This is a genomic window from Nocardia sp. bgisy118, assembly GCF_057708605.1.
Window position 1 is genome coordinate 144,660 of the sequence record NZ_JBYISM010000012.1, and the last position, 22,605, is coordinate 167,264.

The window sequence follows — 22,605 nt, forward strand, 5'->3', positions numbered from 1 at the left end:
GGCAGCAACCGCCCTATGTCCGCGCCGGTGCCGACGTTTCCGGCGCGGTGTGCACGGCGGGACGCGGCATCCGCGCCCCGAGCCCGACGACACCGGACGCGAGCGCGACGGCGGCCACGACGTACCATCCGCGGCGGAACGCATCCAAGGTGGCGAGCGGATCGGCGGGGGAGCCGAGAACCGCGACCAGCACTGCGACGCCGACAGCCAAACCGATCTGCCGTGCCATGCTCAGCACTGCCGACCCCGTGGCGAACCCTTGCGGCGGTAGACCGCTGGTGCCCGCGGCGAACGCGGTCGGCAGTGTCAGGCCGACGCCGAGACCGCTGAGGACCATGCCGGGCAGCAGACCGGCGGGGTAGTCCGGCGCGAGCTCGATCGCGCGGGCCCACCACACCATGCCCGCCGCGAACGCGACACCGCCCGCGGCGATCACCGGTCCCGCGCCGACGCGCCCGATCAACCGCCCCGCCAGGACAGCCACGACCGGCACCACCAGCGGCCCGGGCGCGATGGCGAGCCCGGTGCGTAGCGCCGACCACCCCCAGACGGTCTGCGCCCACAACACCACCGACAGCAGCATGCCCGCGAACGCCACTTGGAACAGCAGCGAATTCGCCGCCATCGACGTGAAATTCGGGGCGCGCAGCAAGCCTGGGTCGACGACCGGACTGTGGTGGCGCGTCGAGGAGATCGCGAACGCGACACCGAACACCACCGCCGCCGCGAAGGCGCCCAGCGTCTGCGGCGACGCCCAACCCCAGTCCTCGCCCTTCACCAGGCCGAGCACGAGCGAGGCGATCGCCCCGACCAGTGCGGCCGCGCCGAACAGATCCGGCAGCGCCCCGCCGTCGCCGCGTGGGTCGGGCAGCCTGCGCAGGCCGACGACGAGCGCCCCAAGACCGATCGGCACGTTCACCAGAAACACCCAGCGCCAGTCGATTTCGACGAGCAGGCCGCCGATGACCGGTCCGAGCGCCGCGCCGAGACCGCCGAAGGCCACCCACAGCCGCACCGCCGTGGCACGCCGCTCGGGCGGCGTCGCAGCCAGCACCAGGCCGAGCGACGACGGCGTCAGCATGGCGCCACCGACCGCCTGGAGCACTCGGAACACCACCAGCGCGGCCACATTCCACGCGGCCGCGCACAGCGCGGAGCCGAGCACGAACACCGCCAGTCCCAGCAGGAAGGTGGTGCGGTTGCTGCCGCGGTCGCCGAGGCGACCCGCGGGCACCAGGAGCGCCGCGAACACGATGGCGTAGGCGTTCAGTACCCAGGAAAGGCCGGCGAGCTCGGTGTTGCCGAAATCGCGCGCCATGTCCGGCAGCGCCACGTTGACGATGAACAGGTCGAGGCTCGACAGCAGGATGCCGACCGACACGATCGCGAGCACGAGCCGCGAATCCGTCGTGGTCCGATCGGACTCGGGGGCAACAGTATTCACCAGCATCTCTCGTTTCAGCCGAGAACTCGGCGGTTCTGACGGGCCGAGACGAGCAGCCGCCCCGACTCGTCCCAGATATCGACGTCGTCCACCGACCAGCCGCCACCGGTGCCGGTGTTGGCGGCGCGCACGAGCACCCGCTGCGAGGCGGGCTCGGTGAAGTCGGTGTGCACGTACATCGAGAACCCGACCGTCGGGACGGCGACCGGAGCCGAGAGCGTGGGAAAGATGCCCGGCGGTAGCGCGTCGGCCAGGATCGCGAGCGTGGCCGCGTCCGTGGCCATCGGCGGATCGAGGGCGAGCCACGCGCACATCCAGGCCTGCGCGGACGCGGTCAACGGCAACGGGCCCGCGGCAGGGCGAATGTCGAAATGGGCTGCGGCGGGGACGATCTCGGGTGGCAGCCGGAATGCCGCGCAAGCATCGGCCGTGGTCACCTCGGGGGCGGGCCGTTCGGCACGGTCCGGCACCGAGCTCGGTGCGGTCCGGCCGAGCATGATCGACGCGGCCGCGACGGGTCCCGATTCCTGGCGCGCGACCACATCGACGATCGCGGTGCTGCGCCCGACCGGCTGCGGGGTGGCCGAGAAGGTGAACGCGCCGTCGACGGGCCGGCCGAGGAAGCGGAGGTCCACGGCGCGGACCGGCAGGTCGTCGCCCGCCGCGCGCCGGGCCACCTCGACCAGCAGCGCGGCGAGCACACCGCCGTGCGGACCGGTCCAGCCGCGCCACGTTCGATCCACCTCTGCTTGCCAGGTCCCAGGGCTGGTCGCGCCGAGCGCGAACACGTCGCCCAGCGACCGCTGAGTGAGTTGCTTCATAAAACGCACCATAGGCTAGTGAGTTCTTTCAAGCAACCGACTAGGCTGACGGGCATGCGCAGGACGAGCTTCGAAGAGATGAACTGCTCGCTGGCCCAGTGCCTGGAGGTGGTCGGGGAGTGGTGGACGCTGCTGATCGTGCGCGACGCACTGTTCGGCGTGACCCGCTTCGACGACTTTCGCGCCCGGCTCGGCATCGCCCGCAATGTGCTGACCCAGCGCCTGGAAAACCTGGTAGCCAACGGCATCCTGGAAAAGGTTCCGTACCAAGAGAATCCGCCACGACACGACTACCGGCTCACGCCGAAGGGGCGTTCGCTGTGGCTGGTCGTCACCGCGATGCGTCAGTGGGGCGACGAGTGGGCCGCGCCGGACGGTCCGCCGCTCGAGTTGGTGCACACCACCTGCGGCCACCGGACGACGATCGAACCCGTGTGCTCGGAGTGTGGTGAGCATGTTCAGGGCTGTGAACTGCGACCGGTGTACGGCCCCGGCGCGAGCGACAAGACGCTCATCCCGGCCGCGCTTGCGGCGGACGCGGCTCGCATCGTGCCGCCGCGATAGGCTGCCCGCGTGACGGACGCGCGAGTGGAAACGGTCATCGACACGGTCGCGTGGGTGCGCATCGAGGACGGTCGCATCCTGTGCGCGCGCCCCCGCGGCAAGGACATCTTCTACATTCCCGGCGGCAAGCGGGAAGGCACGGAGACGGATCTGGAAACGCTGCTGCGCGAGATCGAGGAAGAGCTAACCGTCGCATTGATTCCCGAGACCGCCCGGCACGTGGGTACGTACGAGGCGGCGGTGCACGGACCGGACGACGGCGTCACCGTGCGCATGAGCTGCTACACCGCCGACTATCGTGGCACGCTCACCGCGAGCAACGAGATCGACGAAACGGCCTGGTTCGGCTACGCCGACCGGCCGCTCGTGCCGCCGGTCGACCAGTTGCTCTTCGACGACCTCGCCGCGGCGGGCATGCTGCACTGATGCTTGCCCGCGGGCGGCTCGCCCCGGCTCGGACTTCCCTCACCAGATCGACGAAGCGCTCCGCACCATCGCCGACCTGTGCGACGCGCACGAAGCCGTGCGAGCGAGATCGCGCCGACGATGGGCCGTGCCATGAACGACTTGCGGGCGCAACTGCGCGGTGCGGCGCACCCCGCGATACGGTCCCAGGATGAAGTCGGTTCGCTCGCTCGCCCGCTGGGTCGGGTACGCGCTGGCCGCGCTGCCGCTCGCCGCCGCGCGGGTCGCGGCCCGGATGCGCGTGCCGCGCAGGTGGCTGCGTGAACCGATCCGGCGGCGCGGCATCACACCGATGCGGATCGTCGCGCATTCGATCCTGAGCGCGGGCGTCGGGCTACTGACGTGGTTCCTCGCCTTCCTGGCGGGTATCGCTTTCGTCCGCGGGGTCGCGTATCCGCTGGTCGGCGCGAATGACTACGAGAATTCGTGGGGCGGGCCAACATTGGCCGGGGCGTGGGCCGTGCACGCGGCGCTCGGCGTCGGGCTGCTTCCGGTATGGCTGGCGGCGCTCGCCGGGCTCGGCGCCCTGCAATTGCGGCTCATACGCAGGCTCTTCGAACGCACCGGGCCGGCGTGGCCGATTCCGGTGGCGATCGTCCTCACCATCGGCGGCGTTTTCCTCTTCCTGGCGTGGCTCGCCCAGGTGTGAGCGAGCCACGCCGCGCCCTGCTGGTCGGGGGCGTCGCCGAGGCCGGTCTGCGCGCCGTCCAGTTTCAGGACCTGTTGAGGTCGATGTTCCGCATCGTTACCAGCGCGGTGGCGCACAGCGCCTCCGTGTCGCCGGTGACCGCGTAGACGTCGGCCGCCGCGACGGTGACGGTCGTGCTCGACTTCACCACTCGACCGCGGGCGATCACCTTGTCGCCCTTGGCCGGAGCCACGATCTTCACCGTGTAGTCGATGGTCATGTTGACCCATCCGGGCGGCAGCATGGTGCCCGCGGCCGAGCCGCCTGCGAAGTCGGCGAGCATGCCGAGCACGCCGCCCTGGAAGTAGCCATTGTGCTCGGTGAGCTCCGCACGGTAGGGCTGGACCAGCTCCGCTTCGCCCGGGGCGATAGCGCCGAATTCGAAGCCGAGGTGCTTGGCCGCGGGCATGCTCAACACCGCACCCTTGACCAGTGCCGCGAAGTCGGGGTTCGGTGCCGTCAGTGTCGTCGTGGTCATCGTTGTGCCTCCCTGTTGGTGGTGCCGGAGCCGGGCCGGCCTTCCGGCTTCCGTTCGAGCCATTGGCTGGTGATCCTTTTCGCGACCTGCAACACCGGCCCTGGATCACGTTGCGCCCGAGCCAGGATCAGCGCGCCTTCGAGCGCGGAGAGAACGAGCATCGCCTCCGTTGCCGGGTCGTCGACCACCCCGTCGGCGGCGATGCGAGCGGCGAGCAGTTCCCGCCAGCGGTCGTAGCCGGTGCGCACCGCGTCTCGTACCGTCGTGGCATCGGGGCCCGCGTCGAGCACCGCCGTGGCGAGCGCGCAACCACGCTGGAACTCCGAGTCCTCGAGTCGTGTCGCGAGCGCGACGGCGAACGCGCAGACGGCGGTCGCGGCATCGGGCGCCGAGGAAGTCAGGTGCTCGATCAGCCTGCCGATCTCGTTGCCGCGCAGGCGCAACGCCTCGGCCGCGAGTTCCTCCTTGCCGCCGGGGAAGTGGAAATACAGCGACCCTTTGGTGACGCCACTGAGCCCGAGAATCTCCGCGATCCCGGTGCCCGCGTAACCCTGCACTTGCAGCAGATCGGCCGCCGCTACCACCAGCCGCTCGCGGGTCGGCAACTCGGCAAGTCTAGACCGATCGGTACTCGCATCGACCGATGGTCTCGTATCACCGCTCATGAACATGGATATTACCTCTGTACCACTCGGTCTACAAGCAGTAGGCTGGCCGCGAAATCGGAAGGGAGTCCTGATGCACTACGAACCCCGTGGAGAAGTCGGCACGCACGACACCGTGCAGACATGGCGCGACACCGGTCGATTCTTCGAGTTCCGCGGCCGCCGCATCTTCTATCGACGCCAGGGCGATGGCCCGACGGTCTTGCTCGTCCACGGCTATCCGTTCGGATCATTCGAGTGGCACCGCATTTGGAGCAAGCTGACGGCGAACCTCGATGTCATCGCACCGGACATGCTCGGTATGGGGTTCTCCGACAAGCCGATCCGGGCCGGCTACAGCCTGATGATGCACGCGGACATGCACGAGGCGCTGTTACGAGATCTCGGCGTCGACCATTTCGCCGTCGTCGGTCACGACTTGGGTGTTTCGGTCGTCCAGGAAATGCTGGCCCGGCGAGCCGACGACCCGACACTGCCTTCGATCCGCGCCACGGTCTTCCTCAATGGCGGACTCTTCGCTGAGACCTACCGCGCGCGATCGATTCAGAAGATCCTGTCCAGTCCGGTGGGGCACGTGATAGGTCCGCTGCTGCCGCGGTCGGCGATCCGGAACGCGGTCACGGGGTTGTTCGGACCGGATACCAAACCTGCGAACGGCGAGCTGGAACCACTCCTGGACATGTTGCGACACAACGGTGGTCGCTACGTGTCGCACATGGTGGGCAGATTCGTCCAGGAGCGGCGAGCGTTGCGTGACCGACTCGTTCGGCCGCTCATCGACGCGGCGGTACCGATGGTCTTCGTCAACGGGACCGCCGACCCGAATTCCGGCGCCCACATGGTCGCGCGATATCGCGAGCTGGTGCCGGACCCGCAGGTCATCGAGCTACCCGGTATCGGGCACTGGCCTCAGCTCGAAGCGCCCGACGCCACCGTCGAATCGATTCTCGACTTCTTGGGTCGAGTCGAGCGCAGCGCATCCTGAGCGGCTCCCCGCAGAGCAACCTTCGATAGGACAGCCGAACCGGCCTGGTCGCGGGCGCACTCGTTCCAGGGTGGCCGCGACCTCGTCTCCGGTGAATAACGTTGTGCGTGGGCAGTGCTCGACGCGGGCGGCGGATCGTACCGTGAACGGTAGGGGATCGCCAGGCCACGAGGGGGTGAACTGTGCGACTCGCAAAACGAACGTCCATTCCTTGACAGGCGCGGGACTCCGGGGAAACACTGGACTCCACCTAAGTGGAGACACCATCTCCTCTTAGGTGCAGACCGGTGGGCCCCGGAAACAGCGTTGTTTTTCCGTCGAAGGCGGTTCGATGACCATCACGACAACCACCACGAACCAGCCAGGCGTCGTCGCCCTGCGCGATCCGCGAGCGCGCGATGCCGAGCTGACCGGCGCCAAAGCGGCGGCCCTCGCCAGGGCCGCCGCCCACGGCCTGCCCGTGCTGGAGGGATTCGTTCTCACCACCGCGTGGTCGCACCACGGCGACCCGCCCGAAGCCGAATGGCGCGTACTGTCCGGTGCGGGCGCGAAAGCTCTTGTGGTGCGATCCTCCTCGGTTGCCGAGGACGGTGCGCAGCAGTCCATGGCGGGCCTGTTCACCTCGGTGCTCGACGTCCGCGATTGGCAGGGCTTCCGCGACGCCGTGGACGTGGTGCTCGCCTCGGGTCCGCCCGCCGAACTCGGCGCGGGCGAGGCCGCGATGGCGGTGCTGGTCCAGCCGTTCCTGGCGGCGGGCTGGGGTGGTGTCGTCTTCACCGCCGACCCGGTCACCGGGCGGACCGACCGGATGATGATCACGGCGTCCCGCGGCGGACCCAGCGCGGTCGTCGGCGGGGCCGAGGCCGGGTGGACCGCGACTTTGACCAGGCGGGGACGGGTCGCCTCGGTCGCGACGCCCGACGCCGATCCGCTGCCGAGCGGTCTGCGGCGCAAGGTCGTTCGCCTGGCACTGCGCGCGGAGCGGGTGTTCGGCGGCGCGCTGGACATCGAGTGGGCCATCGACACCCGGGGCCGCGTGATTCTGTTACAGGCCCGCCCGGTCACGGCGCTGCACGGACCGGTGCGGGGACCGATCCTCGGGCCGGGCCCGCTGGCCGAGACCTTCCCTGATCCGCTAAGTCCGCTCGAACAGGATCTGTGGTTGTCGCCCTTGGCCGATGGACTCCGGGTCGCGATCGACCTGACCAGCGCGGCGCCCCCGCGCGCGCTGCACGAGTCCCCGGTCGCCACCGCCGTGCGCGGGATCGCGGTGGCGGATCTCGAACTGCTCGGCGTGGTGCGGCCGCGGCGCACCCTCACGCGGATCCTCGACCCGCGTCCCGGAGCGCGGCGGCTCGGCGCGGCCATGCGGGTGGGCAGGCTCGCCGCGGCGCTACCGGATCTGGCACAGCAGACATGCGAACGGGTCGATACGGATCTCGCGGAGATTCCGCCGCTGGCCGAGCTGACCGATCTCGCCCTGCTCACCGTGCTCGACAACGCCCGCACCGCGCTCACCGCTGTTCACGGCTACGAGGCCTTGGCCGGAATGCTCGGCGGGAAGGGTGAATCCGCGCCCACCGCGGCCGCGATGGCGCTGTCGGCCCTCGCCACCGCGCGCGCCACCGGTCTGCCCGACGATCGGGTGATCGAGGAATTGCCCGTGGTGCTGGCGCTGATTCCGCCTCGGGTCGGTCCGCCGCCACAGGCGCCAAAGGTCGAGGGCGCTCCGATGCCGATCGGCGACGCCGCGGGCGAGCTGGCGCTGGCGAGGGAAGCCCTGCGGCTGCGCGCCCGCTGGGTGCAGGAGCTCGGCGCCAGGGCGGCATGGGAACTCGGCGGACGCCTCACGGCAGCCCGGCTGGTGCACGATCCCGAAACTCTGACGCTGCTCACGCTGGACGAACTGCGAAGCGCCGTGCGACACCGGCGGTTGCCGGACGACTTGCCCGACCGCACCCCACCGGACCAGACGCCGCTGCCCACCGAATTCCGGCTGGCCACCGACGGTTTCCCGATCGCGGTGTCGCGCAGGCGGGGCCGCGGTGACCGCGGCGTCGGCGCGGGCGGGGGCGTCGGCCGCGGCATGGTGCACATCGGCGACCACCCGCCCGCGGGGTCGGTGCTGGTCGTGCGGCATCTCGACCCTCGGCTGGCCGTCGTGGTGCCGAGGCTGTCCGGCCTGATCGCCGAAACCGGCAGCCCACTCAGTCATCTGGCGATCCTGGCCCGCGAGCACGGCGTCCCGGTGGTGGTCGGCTATCCCGACGCGACCCGGCGGCTGCCGGACGGCGCGATCGTCCAGGTCGACGGGCGCAGCGGCGAAGTGCGGCAGACGACCGAAACGGAGGACCACCGATGACCCAGGATCGCGGTGTGCGGGGGCTCGGCGTGCTGCTTGCCGTCGGCACTCTGATCGCCACGGGCGCTTATGTCTTCGTCTACCTGTACCGGTGGGAGTGGAACCGGGCCATTCTCACCGCGGCGCTGTTCATCGCGGCCGAGATCGCGCTGGTCGCCATGCTGCTGACCAGGCGCCTGCGGGATGTACAGCGCGAACTCGGCGCCGCGGGGGAGCGGGCGCGCACGGCGCGGATCGTGCACGCGGCCACGCCCGCGCCGCGGGTCACCTTCGCCTGGCTCAGCAGACCCGACCGGCTCGGCGTGTTCGTTCCGGTACTGCTGGCGGGCGGGGTGCTGCTCACCGGGGTGGCCTGGCTGGTGGAGCGGCTGGCCAAGCTCACCGCAGGCCCGGCCACCGAACACCGCATCGTGGACCGGCTGGACCGGCTCGCTCTGCCGCCCAACGGTTTCCTCACCCCGAGCGCGGACCGCCTGCACCTGCTGCACGGTCCACTCGTCCGGCCGCGGCGGTGACCCGATGCGCCGAATCCTGCTGCTCGGCACGGGCGCGGTGCTCATCGTGACGGTGGTGCTCGCCATGGCCGACCGCATGAAGTTCGAAACCGACCGGGGCACGGCGGCGAGCACCCAGGTGGTGCGCTTCGACGCACGGGCCAAGGACGCCGGAGTGTCGTCCGAGCCCGCGCTGCGGTTGTGGGACAAGTGCGCGAGCCACGTCAACCACGTGCGCATCGTCGCGGGGCCGGTGCCCGACGGCGACGCGTGGGCGGTGACGCTCGCACCGGCGCTCGGCGAACACACCGAGCGCCGCCTGGTCGGCTGCCTCGAGGACCTGACCGTCGACGGCGTGCTCGGCCGCTATCTCGGCTCACCGTCCGGCTAGCCGGCTCAGGTCGTGACGGGCTCGCGTCCGGCCAGCTCGATGAGATGCTGAACCAGGGTCAGCAGCACGTTCTTCGCCGATTCGCGGTCGCGGGCGTCGCACAGCATGACCGGGGTGTGCTGGTCCAGATCCAGCGCGTCGCGCACCTCGTCCTGGGTGTAGCGCGGCGCTCCGTCGAAGCAGTTCACCCCGACCATGAACGGCAGTCCGCGGCGCTCGAAGAAGTCCACGGCGGCAAAGGAATTGCCGAGACGCCGGGTGTCGGCCAGCACCACCGCGCCGAGCGCGCCGCGGGACAGCTCGTCCCACAGGAACCAGAATCGGTCCTGGCCGGGCGTGCCGAACAGGTACAGCACCAGATCGCGGTCGATGGTGATGCGCCCGAAGTCCAGCGCCACCGTGGTGGTCGATTTGGACTCCACGCCGGACAGATCGTCGACGCCGGTGCTGACTTCGGTGATGAGTTCCTCGGTGCGCAACGGCGCTATCTCGCTGATCGACGAGACCATGGTGGTCTTGCCGACGCCGAAGCCGCCCGCGATGAGGATCTTGACCGACGCGGCCAAGTGTTGCGGCCCGTCGGGATCGAGCCGGGCGGGGTCAAAGTTTTCTGATGCCATCCAGTACCGCTCGCAATATGTTGAGATCGCCGGGGCCAGCCTCCGGTTGTACCGGAGCCCGGAAGATCAAATGTCCCTCGCCGATCAGGTCGCCGACGAGAATCTTGGTCACCGCAAGGGGAAGTTTCAAGTTCGCCGCCACTTCGGCCACCGACTGCGGATCACGGCACAGGCGTACGATTTCCGCGTATTCGGGCTCCGGCCTGCGCAAAGTGGGTGCGGGCGATGCGGTGACCACCACCGTGACGATGTCCAAATCGTGACCTGCGCCCATGGTGCGCCCACGGGTCAGCGCGTACGGCCGGATCAACGGTCCGGCCGCGTCGTCGAACCACGGCTCACTCCGGCGCGTCATGGCAATCGGGCGGGGGTGGAGAGATAGGAGCCGACGCGCTGGACCGTGACGTTCATTTCGTAGGCCACCATACCGAGATTCGCGCTCTCGGAGGCCTGAAGGGCAAGGCAGGCATTGTCACCCGCCGAGGTCACGAACAGCACGGCGCGATCGAGTTCGATGACCGCCTGGCGCACGCCGCCGCCGTCGAATCGGCTGCCCGCGCTGCGCGCGAGCCCGTACAGGGTCGAGGACATGGCGGCGAAGTGTTCGGCGTCGTCGCGGCTCATCGCGGTGGAGCGGCCGAGCAGCAGTCCGTCGGTGGACAGCACCACCGCGTGCCGCACACCGGCCAGCCGATCCACCAGATCATCGAGCAGCCAGTTGAGATCACCGGGTTTGGGAGCGGTCACTGCACGCCTTCCTCTTCGTCGGCGGGCTGCGCACGGCGACCCTGCCGGGTTCCATTCTCGATGGCGGACATCAGATCCCGGGCCTGTTCGGCGGAACGCTCGCGTTCGACGACGGGCTCGGTGGACGATGGCTTCGCCAGCTCGGGTGCGAGATTGGCCTGTCGGTTGCGTTTGGGCAGCACGGGCCTGCCGTCGGCGGTGATCGCGGGCGCGTCGGCCGAGCTCGGCGGCGCCTGTTCGGGTTCCGGCGCAGGTGGGTCCATGGTGAGCACCGCGGCCGAAGACTCCGCCGTGCCAGCGGGCGTTTCGGTTCCTGGCGCCTCGATGAACGGCACCGGATGCCGCGGGCGTCGCGCCTGCTCGGGTGCCGGGGTTTCCGGCGCGGCCGGCGCGCTGTCGGTGACGAGCAGCGAGGTCGGGATGAGCACGATGGCGCGAATGCCGCCGTAGTCGGATTCCGCGAGCCGCACCGCGACGCCGTGCCGGACACCGAGCTGCGCCACCACGAACAGCCCGAGACGGGAATCCGCCGAGAGCGTGGCGACGCCGAAGTCCGGTGGATTGCGCAGCATCTCGTTCACCCGGAGCAGCTCCGCCTCCGGCATGCCCATGCCCTGGTCGCTGACCTCGACGACCACGCCGCGGCCGACGATGTTGCCCGAGATCTCCACCCGGGACTGCGGCGGGGAGAACGCGGTCGCGTTGTCCACCAGCTCCGCCACCAGGTGCACGAGGTCGGCGACCACGGTACCGAGCACACGCGCGTCGGGCAGCTTCGACACCCGCACGCGCGAGTAGTCGAGCGTCTCGCCGACCGCCGAGCGCACCAGATCCATCACCGGAATCGGATAGCGCCACTGCCTGCCCGGCTGACCGCCGCCGAGAATGATCAGGTTCTCCGCGTTGCGGCGTTCGCGAGTCGCCAGGTGATCGAGCCGGAACAGCGTCTCCAGCAGCGCCGGATCCTCCTGGCGCGCCTCGGCCTCGTCCAGGATCTCCAACTGCCGGTGCACCACGATCTGGCTGCGGTGCGCGATATTGAGGAAGACCGCCTTCACGCCCTCCCGGGTGCGGGCCTCGTCCACGGCGGCGGTCACCGCGGCCGCGTGCGCGTGTTCGAATGCCTGAGCCACTTCGCCGATCTCGTCGCGGCCGTAGTCGAGGCGTGGCGTCTCCGCGGCAGCATCGATGTCCTCGCCCGCGCGCAACCTGCGCATCATGTCGGGCAGCCGGTCGTCGGCCAGCGCGAGCGTCTCACCGCGCAACCGCTCGAGCCGCCGAATGATCCGGTTGGCCATCAGCACCGCGACCACAATGGCCGCGCCACTCAGCAGCAGCACACCGCCGCCGCCGAAGAGCGAGGTGAGCGCGGAGTCGGCCGACTTCTCCTCGGCGAGGCGCTGGGTGCGCTTGTTCTGGGCGATCCACAGATCGAGCAGGCCGCGGTTCACCTCGGCGGCCGCCTTCTGCCAGTCCTGCGGCGAAAGCGGCAGCGGCGCAGGCTCGGAAACGGTGCTGCTGCCGGTGCTACCGCCAGTAGTTCCGGTCGAGGAGTTCTCGTGCTCGGCGGGCGCGACGTAACGCCGCGCGACCGCGTTCTCCATCGCGGTCAGCTGCTGCCAGGCCGCGGAGTCGACGAGCGCGGCGCCCGACGCACGCTGATCGGTGTCGATTTCGGTGGCGAGCAGGGCGATCTCGGTGTGATAGAAGCCGATCTGGCGCAGGAACTCCTCCACCGGCACCGACACGTTTCCGTCGGCGGTCACGATGGCGACGGCAACCGCGTGACTGCGCGACATGGCCTCCGCGGCATGCAGCAATCGCATGCCCTCGGTGATCTCTACACCGATCTCGGCGTCCGGCGCGGACTGCTGGGCCACCTGCGAGCCGACCGAGACCACGTCGAGCAGCCGGCTGTAGAAGGCGTACGCCTCGGCGGCGGGCAGCTGGCGCGAATCCGTCTGGGCGCGAACGCCGGCCAGGTGCTGGCCGAGGGTGTTGAAACCGGCCAGGTCGTCGCCGATCTTGGAGTCGTCGACCGCGCGGATTCCCTCGCCGGCCTCCAGCAACTTGCGCAGCGCGCCGTCCAGCCGCACCCGCGCCGCGGTGAGCGCGGGACCGATCGAGTCGTCGCCCGCCAGGTGCGCCAGGGTGAGGTGGCGTTCTTGCTGCGTCGCCTCCATCAATTCCCTGGTCGACGGGATCGCGGCCTGCATCTGCGCCGCCCAGTCTTTCGCGGTGTTGCCCTGGTCGACCAGGTATCCCGCCGCACCCACGCCGATCACGAGCAGAGTCAGGCTCGGCAGGAGCGCGATCGCCAGTATCCGGGTCCGGACACCGAGCCTCGCTCTGAACATCGGCACAACGTAATTCAGCGAACTACACGGCTGGCATTCCGGTCCCGCTCAGCGGGACTGGATTTGACAAAGTCGCATGGAGGTGATCCATGCACGATGAGACACGCCTGTATTCGAGGCGAATCATTCGGAGTGGCAAGCGATTCGGTCGGTGCAGCGAGCTCGCCGCCGACAGGATTCGCGTCGCGGTGACGCGTCGGTTATCGCTTGCGGATCCACAACCACGAGGCGGCGACGGCGAGGACTACCGAGGGTTTGCCGACCAGCGTGGTCGCGACCGCCAGGGCCGTGATCTGATCGGCGGCATACAGCGGCAGGAGCACCAGCACGTGGAGCGCCCACATCACGGCCCAGGCCGCGGTCAGGCGCCTGTGCTTCCGGATCCGGGGCTGGTCGACATCGGAGGGTTCGATCCGGAGGCGTTGGCACACGAGCAGGCTCAACGGTCGGCCCCGGATCAGGGTGGCGCCGAAGGCGACAGTCAGGACCGCGCAACCGACGATCTCGGGGAGAAAGAAGGCACGGCCCTCGCCGGTGAACAGCACCAGCGCCGAATAGGCGGTGACAGCCACCAGGGCGGCCGTGACGACCTTCGGTGAATCACCGCGTCGCAGCCGCCATCCGGCGAGCAGCGCCGCCGCGGTCAACGTGGCCGCGACCGCCGGACCGGTTCCGAACAGTTGATATCCGACCAGGAATACCGCGACCGGCGTGGCGGCGTCGACGAAGTGCCGAACGCCGCCACGCGCGAGGACGGCCTGCCCGAGCACCCTGGCGGCCGAGCGTACTGGCGCGGAGTCGTGCGGGGTCTCGGACCGGATGTCGTCGAATGTCATTTCGGTCAACGGGCGGGGCGGGGGCCGACGATGGAGGCGCGTTCCATGATGCGCACGTGGGGCCAGTAGTCGCTGGCGGCGTAGTGCTGGACGGCGCGGTTGTCCCAGAACGCGACGGTGTCGAGCTCCCACCGCAGGCGAACCTGATGTTCGGGGGCGTCGGCCGTCCGGCACAACCGGTCGATCAGATCGCGGCCCTCCTCGAGGTCCCAGCCGTGGATGCGGTCGGCGAAGACCCGGTTGACGTAGAGGTGCTTGCGGCCGGTGACGGCGTGCGTGCACACCAGCGGGTGGGCGACCGCCGGATGCTCGGCGCGCATCTTCTCCCGCTGCTCGTCGTTGAGCATGTGCCCGAACGCGCGAGTGAAATCATGGACGGCGTCGACGTTTTCGATTCGCGCCCGGGTGTCCTCGTCGAGGACGTCGTAGGCGGCGTACATGTCGGCGAACAGCGTGTCCCCGCCGATCGGGGGCACCGAGATCGCATGCAGGACCGCGCCCATCGACGGCTGCTCGCGCCAGGTGACGTCGTGATGCCAGGCGTTCTCGAAACCGCCGACCTGGGCACTCTTTTCGAATCGCACGAGTTCTGGCTGGTCGGTGTTGGAGGGAATGAACGGGTGGACCTCGAGCATGCCGAACCGTCGCGCGAAGGCCACATGTCGTCCCGGGGTGAGCGGCTGGTCGCGGAAGAACAGCACCTTGTACTCGTGCAGCGCCTGCCGCAGTTCGACGATCACCGCGTTCGGCAACTCGGTGGTCAGGTCCACCCCGGAGATCTCCGCGCCGAGGGTCGCGCCGACCTGGCGGGCGTCGAAATGCTGCCAGCTCAGCTGGGCGAGCCGGTCACGCTCGGTGGCGATATGCGTGAAAGGGCCGGACCGGACCGGGTATCCGGGGAGCTGAACGGTGCGGGGCGTGAAGCCGGCGGCCGGGTCCTTGTCGGCGATCACGGACATGGCGACCTTCTTTCTGGGAGGGAGCGAGGCTGTAGTCAATCGACTACAGCTGATGTGAGCTACTGTAGTCACATGACTACAGAGGGTGCAAGGACGTCTCCCGACGACAGCAACCCGCTCGGTCGCGACGCCGTCGTGTCCGCGGTGCTCACCCACGCCGCGGATCTGTTCGCCGAACGCGGCCCCGCTGCGACGTCGATCCGAGACATCGCCGAGCGGGCGGGAGTGAATCACGGACTGGTATTCCGGCACCTCGGCGCCAAGGACAAGCTCGTAACAGCCGTCCTCGATCACCTCTCCGCCGAGACCGCCGAGCTCGCCGATGCGGGCGTGTTGTTGCCGGACGATCCCCGGCTGCGCAGGCACTGGGTCGTGCTGGCGCGCTGCATTCTCGACGGCTACCCGGTCGGACAGATGCAGAGCCGGTTTCCTGTCATCGCGGCTCTGATCGACTATGCACGCTCACATCGAGCCGACGACCGCGACGCCGCCCTCTCCGTCGCACACGCCGCGGCGTTCGTACTCGGCTGGCAATTGTTCGAGCCCTTCCTGCGCAACGCCGCCGGGCTCGACGACATCTCGAATGCTCAACTGCAGCAGGCCATCAACGCCGAAGCCGTCCGGATCCTGTGCGGCAGCCCGCAACCATCCCCCGCCGATCGGGACCGGTAGCCGGATCGCGCGCGTCACCGCTTCCCTGTCCGAAGACGTTGACCGCGAATCGCAGTCATCGGCTCGCGCGAAATGGTTCGACGATTCCGCGCGGGCGCCGATATCGTCACGGCGGTGCATCCTGTCTCGGCCCCTCCTTTGTGGCAACAGATCGTGTTGAAACCACCGCCCTGGCCGCCGCTGCTCATCGCGGCCCGCTGGTGGGTTCGATACGGGCCTGGAATCGCCGTCGAACGGAGGCTGCTGCGGGAATGGCTCGACGTCGGTCTCCAGCAGCGACCACGGCCACCCAGAACCGTGCGCACCCGCTACGGGCAGCGGTTCCTCGTCCCGACGACCAGCGACTTCATTGCCCGTGCGATCTACACCCACGGCTGCTGGGAGGCTGGTATCTCCAGGCTCGTCGCCGCGCGTCTGCGGCGAGGCGACGGATTCATCGACATCGGATCCGCAGGCGGGTGGTATGCCGTGCTCGCGGCACGACTCGTCGGCCCCACCGGATATGTCGTCGCGATCGAACCGGCGTCACACGAACAGCTGCGGGCGAACCTGGCGCTCAACAGCATCGGCAACGTGCGCGTCGTCCAGGCGGCCGTCACCACCGAACCGGGGGCGGTGACCCTCTACACCCCGCACGCGAACACCGGCGCCACCACAACGATCCGCCCCGACACCTACCAGTCCACGATCACCGTTTCCGGCCTGCCACTGGCCCAGATGCTGGACCCAGGCGACTTGGAGAACGCCCGAATCATCAAGGTGGATGTCGAAGGCGCCGAAGGCGCAGTCCTCACCCAGCTCGCCGCCTCGATCCCTCGGCTGCGCAAGGACTGCGAGATCATCGTCGAAGTCACTCCCCACTGGCTGACCATCGCCGGTCACGACGCGAGTACGATTCTGAAACCATTCACGGACAACGGTTTTCGCCCCTACAAGATCCAGAACCCCTACGCACCAGAGGATATTCTGGACATGCTGCGACACCCACTTCCGCCAACCCCGGCCACCGGACCCTTTCCCCGGCAGATCGATCTGCTCCTCACTCGCGCCACCGAAAGCTGAGACGACCCCGAATTCCTGAGGCTGTCAGGAAGTGCCAACGCAAGAATCGGACCGGATGGGCAGCGCACTCACCGCCGTCACCTCAGCAGCCGCCGCTGTCGTTGACCGGTCCGGTTCTGATCCTGCCGGTGATCACATAGATGTGGTGCAGGGTGCCGGGAGAATGCGGTTCGACGCGCCGGACAAGTCGGGGTCCCGGTAGTAACCGGACGAAAAACAACGACAATGGCTTGACCAGCGGTGATGCCTCTAGTCGCGAGCGGTCATTGCGTTCAGGCGGGTTCGAGGTGGCGGTAGATGGTTTTGCGGGAGACGCCGAAGGTTTCGGCGATCTGGGCAACTGTGTATTTGCGTTTGCCGTGCCGGTCGCGTTCGTCATACATCTCGCGGGCCTTGAGCGCTTGCAACTGGGTGAGCGCGGGTGGTCGGCCGCCGACTCGTCCTCGGGCGCGGGCGGATTCGAGTCCTTCGAGGGTGCCTTCGCTGATGAGGTCGGCGAGCATCTCGTCCATCGCGGCGATGACGTGGAACAGGAACCGTCCCGCGGGGGTGGTGGTGTCGATGCCTTGTTTGAGCACGACCAGCTCGATGCCGCGTTCGTCGAGTTGGGCGGCGAGTTCGGTCATATGCCGCACAGAGCGGAACGGGCGCGAGAGCCGGGTGATCACCAGTTCGTCACCGCGACGCAGGTGTTCGAAGCATTTGTCCCACTCCGGGCGCCGCGCCAGCTTCCCGGATGCCTTGTCCACCCAGATCCGTTCGCACCCGGCCGCATTGAGTGCGTCGATCTGGGAATCGTCTTTCTGCCCGCGAGTCGACACCCGCGCGTACCCGAACTGAGCCATGCCCGGAACTGTCCCATAAAGGGCTGACACCTGCGGTTTCGTCCCGTAGATACCGCACACGAGTTCTGGCCCGAATCGGGTCGGCGTCGAGCTGGGCGGATGCGCGTTTCTCGCCGGGATGCCGTTGTGGGACAGAAACGAACGTTTTCGACTCGAGTGATCACCCACCTGTGTCGCAGCATGTGAGGCGGCCTGGCCGCCTCACATGCATTCCGATGGTCAGTCCCTATCGGCCGTTCGATCCTCCTCACAGGCTTTCGGTTGCTCAGTCGCGGAATCAGTGCCGGGCTTACCGAACCAGCGGGTGAGGTGGCCGTCTAGGTCCTGCTGATCGTCGCCGAACCAGGCGACGTGGCCGTCGGGGCGCAGCAGGACGCACGGAATATCTAGTGCCGCAGAGGAATCCGCGAGGTAGTCGACCCGGTCTGACCAACCGCCGACTGTCAGGCGTTCGGTGCGGTCCAGCAGCAGGCCTCGGCCGCGATTCAGCAGACCGTAAAGGCGGCCCTGTTTCAGATCTATGTCGGGCAGGCGGCGGCCGAGCAGGTCGGGGCCCTCGCCGAAGTCGTAACGGATGTCGACGGCGGTGATCTTCTCGATCAGATAGCGGTTCACCTCGTCGAAGTCCATCAGTTCGGTGAGCAGCCTGCGCACCGCCTGAGGGCCTGGTTCGGTGGAGTGCAGTTCCGTTTGGGCGCGGGTGTTGTCGAGTACGTCCGCGGCGACCGGATGACGTTCGGTCTGGTAGGTGTCCAGCAGTGTTTCCGGCGCCCAGCCGCGGATCTGTGCGGCCAGTTTCCAGCCGAGGTTGACTGCGTCCTGAACGCCCAGGTTCAGGCCTTGTCCGCCGGTGGGCGGGTGGATGTGCGCCGCATCGCCGGCCAGCAGCACACGCCCGACCCGATAACGCTCGGCCAGCCGAGTGGCATCGCCGAAGCGGGACAACCAGCGCGGGGAGTGCACGCCGAAATCGGTTCCGGCGATGGCGCGCAACTGTTGTTTGAAATCGTCGAGGGTGGGCGGCTCCGCACGATCGCTGACTCCGGCGGCGGGGACCACGACGCCGTAGGCACCTTCGCCGAAGGGCTGGAGCCTGAAACGCTTATTGGTCGCGTAGATTTCGCCCGCCTTGGCAGCGACCTCTTCCTGCGGCACACCCACTTCCATCTCACCCATGAGAGTGTCATTCCGTGAGGGCTCGCCGGGGAAGCCGACGCCGAGCAGTTTGCGCACCGTACTGCGCGCGCCGTCACAGCCGATGAGGTAACGCGCACGCAGCTTCTCCCCGTCGGCCAGCTCGACGGTCACGCCCTCGTTGTTCTGCTCGAAACCGGCCACCGCGCAACCGCGTTGGACTTGCGCGCCCAGCGCGATCGCATGTTCTTCGAGCAGGTGAACGATGACCGCCTGCGGAATGCCCAGCAGATAGGCGTGCGCCGAATCCAGGCCCTCGGGCGCGGGTTTGGGGATGGCGGCGAAGATACCGCCAACCGGTCGCCGTCTTCCACGTTCGAGCATGCGATCCAGCAGTCCACGCATCGCCATCAGCTCGAGACTGCGCATATGCAGACTGACTATGCGCACGAACGACACGGGCTCAGGTTCTTTCTCCAGAACGAGTACTCGCACATCGTGCAGCCGCAGTTCGGCGGCCAGCATCAAACCGGTCGGGCCGCACCCGGCAATGATCACATCGAATGTCAGTGGCGCGCATTCGCTGCCGGAGGCCCGCGACCGGAGGCCGGGGACGTCACCGGAGGTGACATCCCGCTCGACCGTTGCGTTCGACGATGGGGTGGACTGAGGAGAGTTCACAGGTGTTGCCTTTCGGGAGTGCTGGTGAACGGCGCTCCCGGACGACGACCTATCGCCCGACCATGACCCACGAGGGGAGCACCCATGTCGATACTGCGTTCACGGATACCACCTCCTCGGTCTCTTGCACGGCCTCCGGCAAAGTAACAGTGGTCGCCGTGGTTCGCCAACAGGTTTTTACGGAGAATGAAATCGCCCCGAACGCGCACTGCTCGGCTAATCACAGGCCGTTGATGACAGACGGCGTGAGCACCGGGTCGAGGTCAGAAGAGGGTGTCGCGCACACGAAGCGGGCGGTAACCGGTCGGCCCGAGCTGGGCGAGTTCGGCATCGATATCGACCTCGATCGCGCCGAAGAAGTTGATGTTCTCCGAGTGCGCGGGCGAGATATGGGCCAGCACATCAGCGTCTATGCGGCGACCCTGCCGACGCATCTGGTCCACCGCGAGCCCGTAATACTCTGTGGTCCAGGCGATTACCGCGTTCGCGGCCAGGGTCAGGCACCAGGCCTGCTCGGTCTGGGCTTCCAGGTGCCGGGCGCGGAAGGCGCCTTCGTGGGCGTAGATGAGGTCGCGTTTGAGGGCATGGATGGATTCGCCCTTGTTGAGCTGGCGCGAGATCTTGCGCCGGTAGTCGGGATCGGTCAGGTACCGGCAGGCGTAGATGGTGCGGCGCATCGCGCCGTACTCCTTGAGCGCCGCCGCCAGGGCGTTCTGCCGACCCGAGGCCGACAGTTTGCCGACCAGCAGGGACGCGGTGGCGTGCCCGAATTTCAGTGACCCGGCCAACCTGAGCAGGTCGTCGTAATGCTCGGCGATCAGGTCCAGATTCAACTTGCGGGTCAGCAGCGGTCCTGTGTGAGGGAACCGCGCTTCGGCGTCGGCGCGCGGCACCGGCCGGTACAGGGTGATCTTGCCCAGATCCCGGATACGCGGGGACAACTGCATCCCGAGCAAGTCGAACAGTGCAAAGTTGACCAAGGTGACCCCGTGGGTATCTGTCGCATGCTCGGTGATCGGCAGATCGGTTGCGTTGCCCAGGATTTCATCGAGTACGTAGTGGGCTTCGCGGCGGGTGGTGACGATGATCTTGGTGCCGTAGGTGGTGTGCTGATCGGTGACGTGGGTGTAGGTCGATAAGCCCTGGTCAGCGAAAAATTGCGGCACGGTGCGAGCAGTGGTCGACTTGCCGCGCGTCGGGAACCGCTGACCGTCGCTGGAGGACAGGGTTCCGGTTCCGAAAGCCGCTGTCAGAGGCAGTCTTTGGTGGTAGCCGATGAGCGCGAGATTCGCCGCGCGCAGCGTTTCCTCGCGCACATACCACTCCGCGGTCCAAGCCAGGATGTCGTAGGAGATGCCGCTGGCTTCGGCCATCCGGGTGAGCCCCAGATTCGTGGAATAGGCCAGCAGCACCGCGATCAGATTGCGTTTTAGCTCTGGGCTGCGGGCCTGTTTGCCACCCGCGTGGGTGAAGCAGTCCAGGTAGCCAGTGCGTTTGTCCAGCTCGATCAGCAACGACACGATCGGCGCGAACGGCAGCATCTCGGTCAACTCGGCCTTCAACGCGATCGCCTCGGTCGGAATATCCTCGGCGGTCAACGGTGAGATCACCAGGTCACCGGCGTCATCCAGGCGCACCGGCCCGTCACCGGCGTTGAGCATCTGCTCCAGTTCACTGACTGCCTCACCCCACTCATCCGACAGCGCGGCCAATGCACGAGCCGGATCAGCCGGTTTGCCGACCAGGCGGCAGAACTCGCCGCGTTGGAGCTCCCACTGCTCGGGCGTGAGCAGATAGGCGGCAGGATCGGCGTAGCGGCGCGACCCCGGCACGAACACATCCCCACTACGCAGCCCGTCCCGCAGACCGAGCAGCACACACAACTCCCAAAAATGCCGGTAGGCAACGGCATTGCCGGTCTTTCGTGCTTCGTCGAGATAGCCCCGCCACTTGGTCGGCACGAATCCCGTGGGCGCGTCGTCGAACACCTTCCGGCGACCGGTCGCGTTGAGCTCGCGCAACATGTTCACCGCGATGAGTAGCTCCGTCGCCGACGTACCGCCGGCGAAGCGCACCGCCGACAACACCGCCGGAGTGAACTTCCGCAGATACGAATACGACCCATCCAGGGCGGCCAGGTGCCCGTGATCGCGCGGCAGCCGCGGCCGGGCCTGGGCGATCGCGGCCCGCAACCGCTCCCACCCGATGCCCTCACCCCGGATCAACGTACCCACGTCCTCGTCGGGAATCTGCGGGTCGGTGATGATCGCCAAAGCTCGTCCAGCAGCGCCTGCCGGTCTTCTCCGTTTTTCCGCGTTCGGCCAGTTCCTCGCGCATCCGGTTCTCGGCGGCACTGAACTTCGCCGACACTGCCTGGTCGAACAGCGCCACCACCTCATCGAGTACCTCGGCGGCCGACTGCGCCAGCACCGTCAACAAGATCGGATACCGGCGCTCGGGATCACGGCGCTCCAGCGCCTGACCGGTCAAACGGCGGCCCAGCGTGGCCAGGAACCGGCGACGCTCGGCCGGAAGCACCGACAAATCCAGGGTGTCGGCCCCCAGGCTACGAACGAACCCCAGCTTCTCGACCTCGTTCTTTACCGCGGCCGCCGACGCCTCCACCGGCCCGGTGGACAACCACCGCAGCCGCGACATCCGAATCGAGGCATCGGTGACCAGCAACCGATCCAGCTCCGTGCATCGTTGCGGAGTCAGCTCGTGCGCGAGTCGATCGTAGGTCTCCCGTTGGGCCTGCTCCCGCGCATGCACGACGCGGCGAACGACGGTGTCGGGGCTGGGACGGATCACCCGCGCCGAGAGCAGATACTCACACCCCAACCGGAACAGCAGTGTCGGCGAATCATGTTCCATCGCCCGCGCCAGCAAGAACTCGTCCAACTCCTTCAACTCCATCGTGCTCGCCGACCGCCACCCCAGATACTGCGCCACCAACCGGAGATGCTCGGTGCGCGTCTGTGCACGCTTCCCGTACGAATCGATCAGCGACACATCAACATCCAGTTGCTGCGCCAACCGCGCCACCGCCACCGCAGGTGCGGAAGCCACTTTGTCCGGCACGAACCCCAGCCACGGCAGCGCACACAATGCCACCGACAAACCCAGCCGCTCCGCCGGGCCGCGCCCGCGACCAGGTGTCAGAAAGGCGATGTCAGCCGGAGTAAGCGTGAAGTGCCGGAACAACTCCTCGCGGCTGATATCCGGGAACTCGCGCAGCCGCGCCAACTCCTCGGCCGCGAACACCTGCATCGCCACGAAACCCAACCTCCAGCACGCCGACCAACCTCATCGGCAGCCAAGCCAAGCACCAATCA

General features: G+C 68.1%; 21 protein-coding genes and 1 pseudogene. 9 read left to right on the forward strand and 13 right to left on the reverse strand.

What is annotated here, in order from left to right; translation table 11 throughout:
- Positions 1-13 precede the first annotated feature (13 nt).
- Complete coding sequence (locus AC3EO7_RS17285) at positions 14-1,444, reverse strand: MFS transporter (protein WP_435591744.1); 1,431 nt, start codon at positions 1,442-1,444, stop codon at positions 14-16.
- Positions 1,445-1,458: 14 nt separating this feature from the next.
- Positions 1,459-2,265 (reverse strand): acyl-CoA thioesterase, encoded by an 807-nt coding sequence (locus AC3EO7_RS17290; RefSeq protein WP_431970097.1) that lies wholly within the window; start codon positions 2,263-2,265, stop codon positions 1,459-1,461.
- Between the two features lie 54 nt (positions 2,266-2,319).
- Between AC3EO7_RS17290 and AC3EO7_RS17295 the strand changes: the two genes are divergently transcribed.
- From AC3EO7_RS17295 to AC3EO7_RS17305, 3 genes are all read left to right on the forward strand, one after another.
- Positions 2,320-2,829, forward strand: a complete 510-nt coding sequence (locus tag AC3EO7_RS17295) for a winged helix-turn-helix transcriptional regulator (RefSeq protein ID WP_431970096.1) — start codon at positions 2,320-2,322, stop codon at positions 2,827-2,829.
- A gap of 9 nt (positions 2,830-2,838) precedes the next feature.
- Positions 2,839-3,255 (forward strand): NUDIX hydrolase, encoded by a 417-nt coding sequence (locus tag AC3EO7_RS17300; protein ID WP_435591745.1) that lies wholly within the window; start codon positions 2,839-2,841, stop codon positions 3,253-3,255.
- A gap of 190 nt (positions 3,256-3,445) precedes the next feature.
- Positions 3,446-3,943, forward strand: a complete 498-nt coding sequence (locus AC3EO7_RS17305; protein WP_435591746.1) for a hypothetical protein — start codon at positions 3,446-3,448, stop codon at positions 3,941-3,943.
- Positions 3,944-4,007: 64 nt separating this feature from the next.
- Here AC3EO7_RS17305 and AC3EO7_RS17310 read toward each other — a convergent pair whose 3' ends face one another.
- Both AC3EO7_RS17310 and AC3EO7_RS17315 read right to left on the reverse strand, forming a co-directional pair.
- Positions 4,008-4,460 (reverse strand): PaaI family thioesterase, encoded by a 453-nt coding sequence (locus tag AC3EO7_RS17310; RefSeq protein ID WP_431970093.1) that lies wholly within the window; start codon positions 4,458-4,460, stop codon positions 4,008-4,010.
- Positions 4,457-5,131, reverse strand: a complete 675-nt coding sequence (locus tag AC3EO7_RS17315) for a TetR/AcrR family transcriptional regulator (RefSeq protein WP_488186274.1) — start codon at positions 5,129-5,131, stop codon at positions 4,457-4,459. Before AC3EO7_RS17315 ends, AC3EO7_RS17310 begins: the two co-directional genes overlap by 4 nt.
- A 67-nt stretch (positions 5,132-5,198) precedes the next feature.
- Between AC3EO7_RS17315 and AC3EO7_RS17320 the strand changes: the two genes are divergently transcribed.
- From AC3EO7_RS17320 to AC3EO7_RS17335, 4 genes are all read left to right on the forward strand, one after another.
- The gene (locus AC3EO7_RS17320; RefSeq protein ID WP_431970091.1) at positions 5,199-6,110 is read left to right on the forward strand and encodes an alpha/beta fold hydrolase; all 912 of its coding nucleotides are present in this window, start codon (positions 5,199-5,201) and stop codon (positions 6,108-6,110) included.
- Positions 6,111-6,441: 331 nt separating this feature from the next.
- Positions 6,442-8,472, forward strand: coding sequence for a PEP/pyruvate-binding domain-containing protein (locus AC3EO7_RS17325; RefSeq protein WP_431970090.1), 2,031 nt, complete (start codon positions 6,442-6,444; stop codon positions 8,470-8,472).
- Positions 8,469-8,987 (forward strand): hypothetical protein, encoded by a 519-nt coding sequence (locus tag AC3EO7_RS17330; protein ID WP_431970089.1) that lies wholly within the window; start codon positions 8,469-8,471, stop codon positions 8,985-8,987. The genes AC3EO7_RS17325 and AC3EO7_RS17330 overlap by 4 nt, the downstream gene beginning before the upstream one ends.
- Before the next feature lie 4 nt (positions 8,988-8,991).
- Positions 8,992-9,357 carry a hypothetical protein gene (locus tag AC3EO7_RS17335; RefSeq protein WP_431970088.1) on the forward strand — a complete coding sequence of 122 codons (366 nt, stop codon included), beginning with the start codon at positions 8,992-8,994 and terminating at the stop codon, positions 9,355-9,357.
- 5 nt (positions 9,358-9,362) lie between these two features.
- On the opposite strand, the gene AC3EO7_RS17340 is transcribed toward AC3EO7_RS17335, so the two are convergent.
- The 6 genes from AC3EO7_RS17340 to AC3EO7_RS17365 all read right to left on the reverse strand — a co-directional run bounded on the left by AC3EO7_RS17340 (position 9,363) and on the right by AC3EO7_RS17365 (position 14,876).
- Positions 9,363-9,977: a GTP-binding protein gene (locus tag AC3EO7_RS17340; RefSeq protein ID WP_431970087.1), complete on the reverse strand. Its 615-nt coding sequence runs from the start codon at positions 9,975-9,977 to the stop codon at positions 9,363-9,365.
- A complete protein-coding gene (locus tag AC3EO7_RS17345; protein ID WP_431970086.1) occupies positions 9,958-10,332 on the reverse strand; it encodes a DUF742 domain-containing protein in 375 nt (124 codons plus the stop codon). Before AC3EO7_RS17345 ends, AC3EO7_RS17340 begins: the two co-directional genes overlap by 20 nt.
- Complete coding sequence (locus tag AC3EO7_RS17350) at positions 10,329-10,724, reverse strand: roadblock/LC7 domain-containing protein (RefSeq protein ID WP_357456658.1); 396 nt, start codon at positions 10,722-10,724, stop codon at positions 10,329-10,331. The genes AC3EO7_RS17345 and AC3EO7_RS17350 overlap by 4 nt, the downstream gene beginning before the upstream one ends.
- Positions 10,721-13,081 carry a sensor histidine kinase gene (locus AC3EO7_RS17355; RefSeq protein ID WP_435591748.1) on the reverse strand — a complete coding sequence of 787 codons (2,361 nt, stop codon included), beginning with the start codon at positions 13,079-13,081 and terminating at the stop codon, positions 10,721-10,723. Before AC3EO7_RS17355 ends, AC3EO7_RS17350 begins: the two co-directional genes overlap by 4 nt.
- A 200-nt stretch (positions 13,082-13,281) precedes the next feature.
- Entirely contained in the window at positions 13,282-13,917 is a 636-nt protein-coding gene (locus AC3EO7_RS17360) for a DUF3159 domain-containing protein (protein ID WP_435591749.1), read from the reverse strand.
- A 5-nt stretch (positions 13,918-13,922) separates the two neighbouring features.
- Positions 13,923-14,876: a TauD/TfdA dioxygenase family protein gene (locus AC3EO7_RS17365; protein WP_435591750.1), complete on the reverse strand. Its 954-nt coding sequence runs from the start codon at positions 14,874-14,876 to the stop codon at positions 13,923-13,925.
- Between the two features lie 72 nt (positions 14,877-14,948).
- Between AC3EO7_RS17365 and AC3EO7_RS17370 the strand changes: the two genes are divergently transcribed.
- Positions 14,949-15,548 (forward strand): TetR/AcrR family transcriptional regulator, encoded by a 600-nt coding sequence (locus AC3EO7_RS17370; protein ID WP_431970082.1) that lies wholly within the window; start codon positions 14,949-14,951, stop codon positions 15,546-15,548.
- Between the two features lie 153 nt (positions 15,549-15,701).
- Positions 15,702-16,610, forward strand: a complete 909-nt coding sequence (locus tag AC3EO7_RS17375) for an FkbM family methyltransferase (RefSeq protein ID WP_435591751.1) — start codon at positions 15,702-15,704, stop codon at positions 16,608-16,610.
- 272 nt (positions 16,611-16,882) lie between these two features.
- Here the strand turns inward: AC3EO7_RS17375 and AC3EO7_RS17380 are convergent, their stop codons facing one another.
- The 3 genes and pseudogenes from AC3EO7_RS17380 to AC3EO7_RS17390 form a co-directional block, all read right to left on the reverse strand.
- Positions 16,883-17,455, reverse strand: coding sequence for a recombinase family protein (locus AC3EO7_RS17380; protein WP_435591752.1), 573 nt, complete (start codon positions 17,453-17,455; stop codon positions 16,883-16,885).
- Between the two features lie 219 nt (positions 17,456-17,674).
- Complete coding sequence (gene rox, locus AC3EO7_RS17385; RefSeq protein WP_435591777.1) at positions 17,675-19,159, reverse strand: rifampin monooxygenase; 1,485 nt, start codon at positions 19,157-19,159, stop codon at positions 17,675-17,677.
- Between the two features lie 374 nt (positions 19,160-19,533).
- Positions 19,534-22,546, reverse strand: a pseudogene (locus tag AC3EO7_RS17390) (Tn3 family transposase).
- Positions 22,547-22,605 lie beyond the last annotated feature (59 nt).

Bases quoted from the DNA above. Each gene is read 5' to 3' on its own strand.
- AC3EO7_RS17290 (WP_431970097.1), bottom strand. From the start codon at position 2,265: ATGAAGCAACTCACTCAGCGGTCGCTGGGCGACGTGTTCGCGCTCGGC.
- AC3EO7_RS17295 (WP_431970096.1), top strand. From the start codon at position 2,320: ATGCGCAGGACGAGCTTCGAAGAGATGAACTGCTCGCTGGCCCAGTGC.
- AC3EO7_RS17305 (WP_435591746.1), top strand. From the start codon at position 3,446: ATGAAGTCGGTTCGCTCGCTCGCCCGCTGGGTCGGGTACGCGCTGGCC.
- AC3EO7_RS17310 (WP_431970093.1), bottom strand. From the start codon at position 4,460: ATGACCACGACGACACTGACGGCACCGAACCCCGACTTCGCGGCACTG.
- AC3EO7_RS17315 (WP_488186274.1), bottom strand. From the start codon at position 5,131: ATGTTCATGAGCGGTGATACGAGACCATCGGTCGATGCGAGTACCGAT.
- AC3EO7_RS17320 (WP_431970091.1), top strand. From the start codon at position 5,199: ATGCACTACGAACCCCGTGGAGAAGTCGGCACGCACGACACCGTGCAG.
- AC3EO7_RS17325 (WP_431970090.1), top strand. From the start codon at position 6,442: ATGACCATCACGACAACCACCACGAACCAGCCAGGCGTCGTCGCCCTG.
- AC3EO7_RS17330 (WP_431970089.1), top strand. From the start codon at position 8,469: ATGACCCAGGATCGCGGTGTGCGGGGGCTCGGCGTGCTGCTTGCCGTC.
- AC3EO7_RS17335 (WP_431970088.1), top strand. From the start codon at position 8,992: ATGCGCCGAATCCTGCTGCTCGGCACGGGCGCGGTGCTCATCGTGACG.
- AC3EO7_RS17340 (WP_431970087.1), bottom strand. From the start codon at position 9,977: ATGGCATCAGAAAACTTTGACCCCGCCCGGCTCGATCCCGACGGGCCG.
- AC3EO7_RS17345 (WP_431970086.1), bottom strand. From the start codon at position 10,332: ATGACGCGCCGGAGTGAGCCGTGGTTCGACGACGCGGCCGGACCGTTG.
- AC3EO7_RS17355 (WP_435591748.1), bottom strand. From the start codon at position 13,081: ATGTTCAGAGCGAGGCTCGGTGTCCGGACCCGGATACTGGCGATCGCG.
- AC3EO7_RS17360 (WP_435591749.1), bottom strand. From the start codon at position 13,917: ATGACATTCGACGACATCCGGTCCGAGACCCCGCACGACTCCGCGCCA.
- AC3EO7_RS17365 (WP_435591750.1), bottom strand. From the start codon at position 14,876: ATGTCCGTGATCGCCGACAAGGACCCGGCCGCCGGCTTCACGCCCCGC.
- AC3EO7_RS17370 (WP_431970082.1), top strand. From the start codon at position 14,949: ATGACTACAGAGGGTGCAAGGACGTCTCCCGACGACAGCAACCCGCTC.
- AC3EO7_RS17380 (WP_435591752.1), bottom strand. From the start codon at position 17,455: ATGGCTCAGTTCGGGTACGCGCGGGTGTCGACTCGCGGGCAGAAAGAC.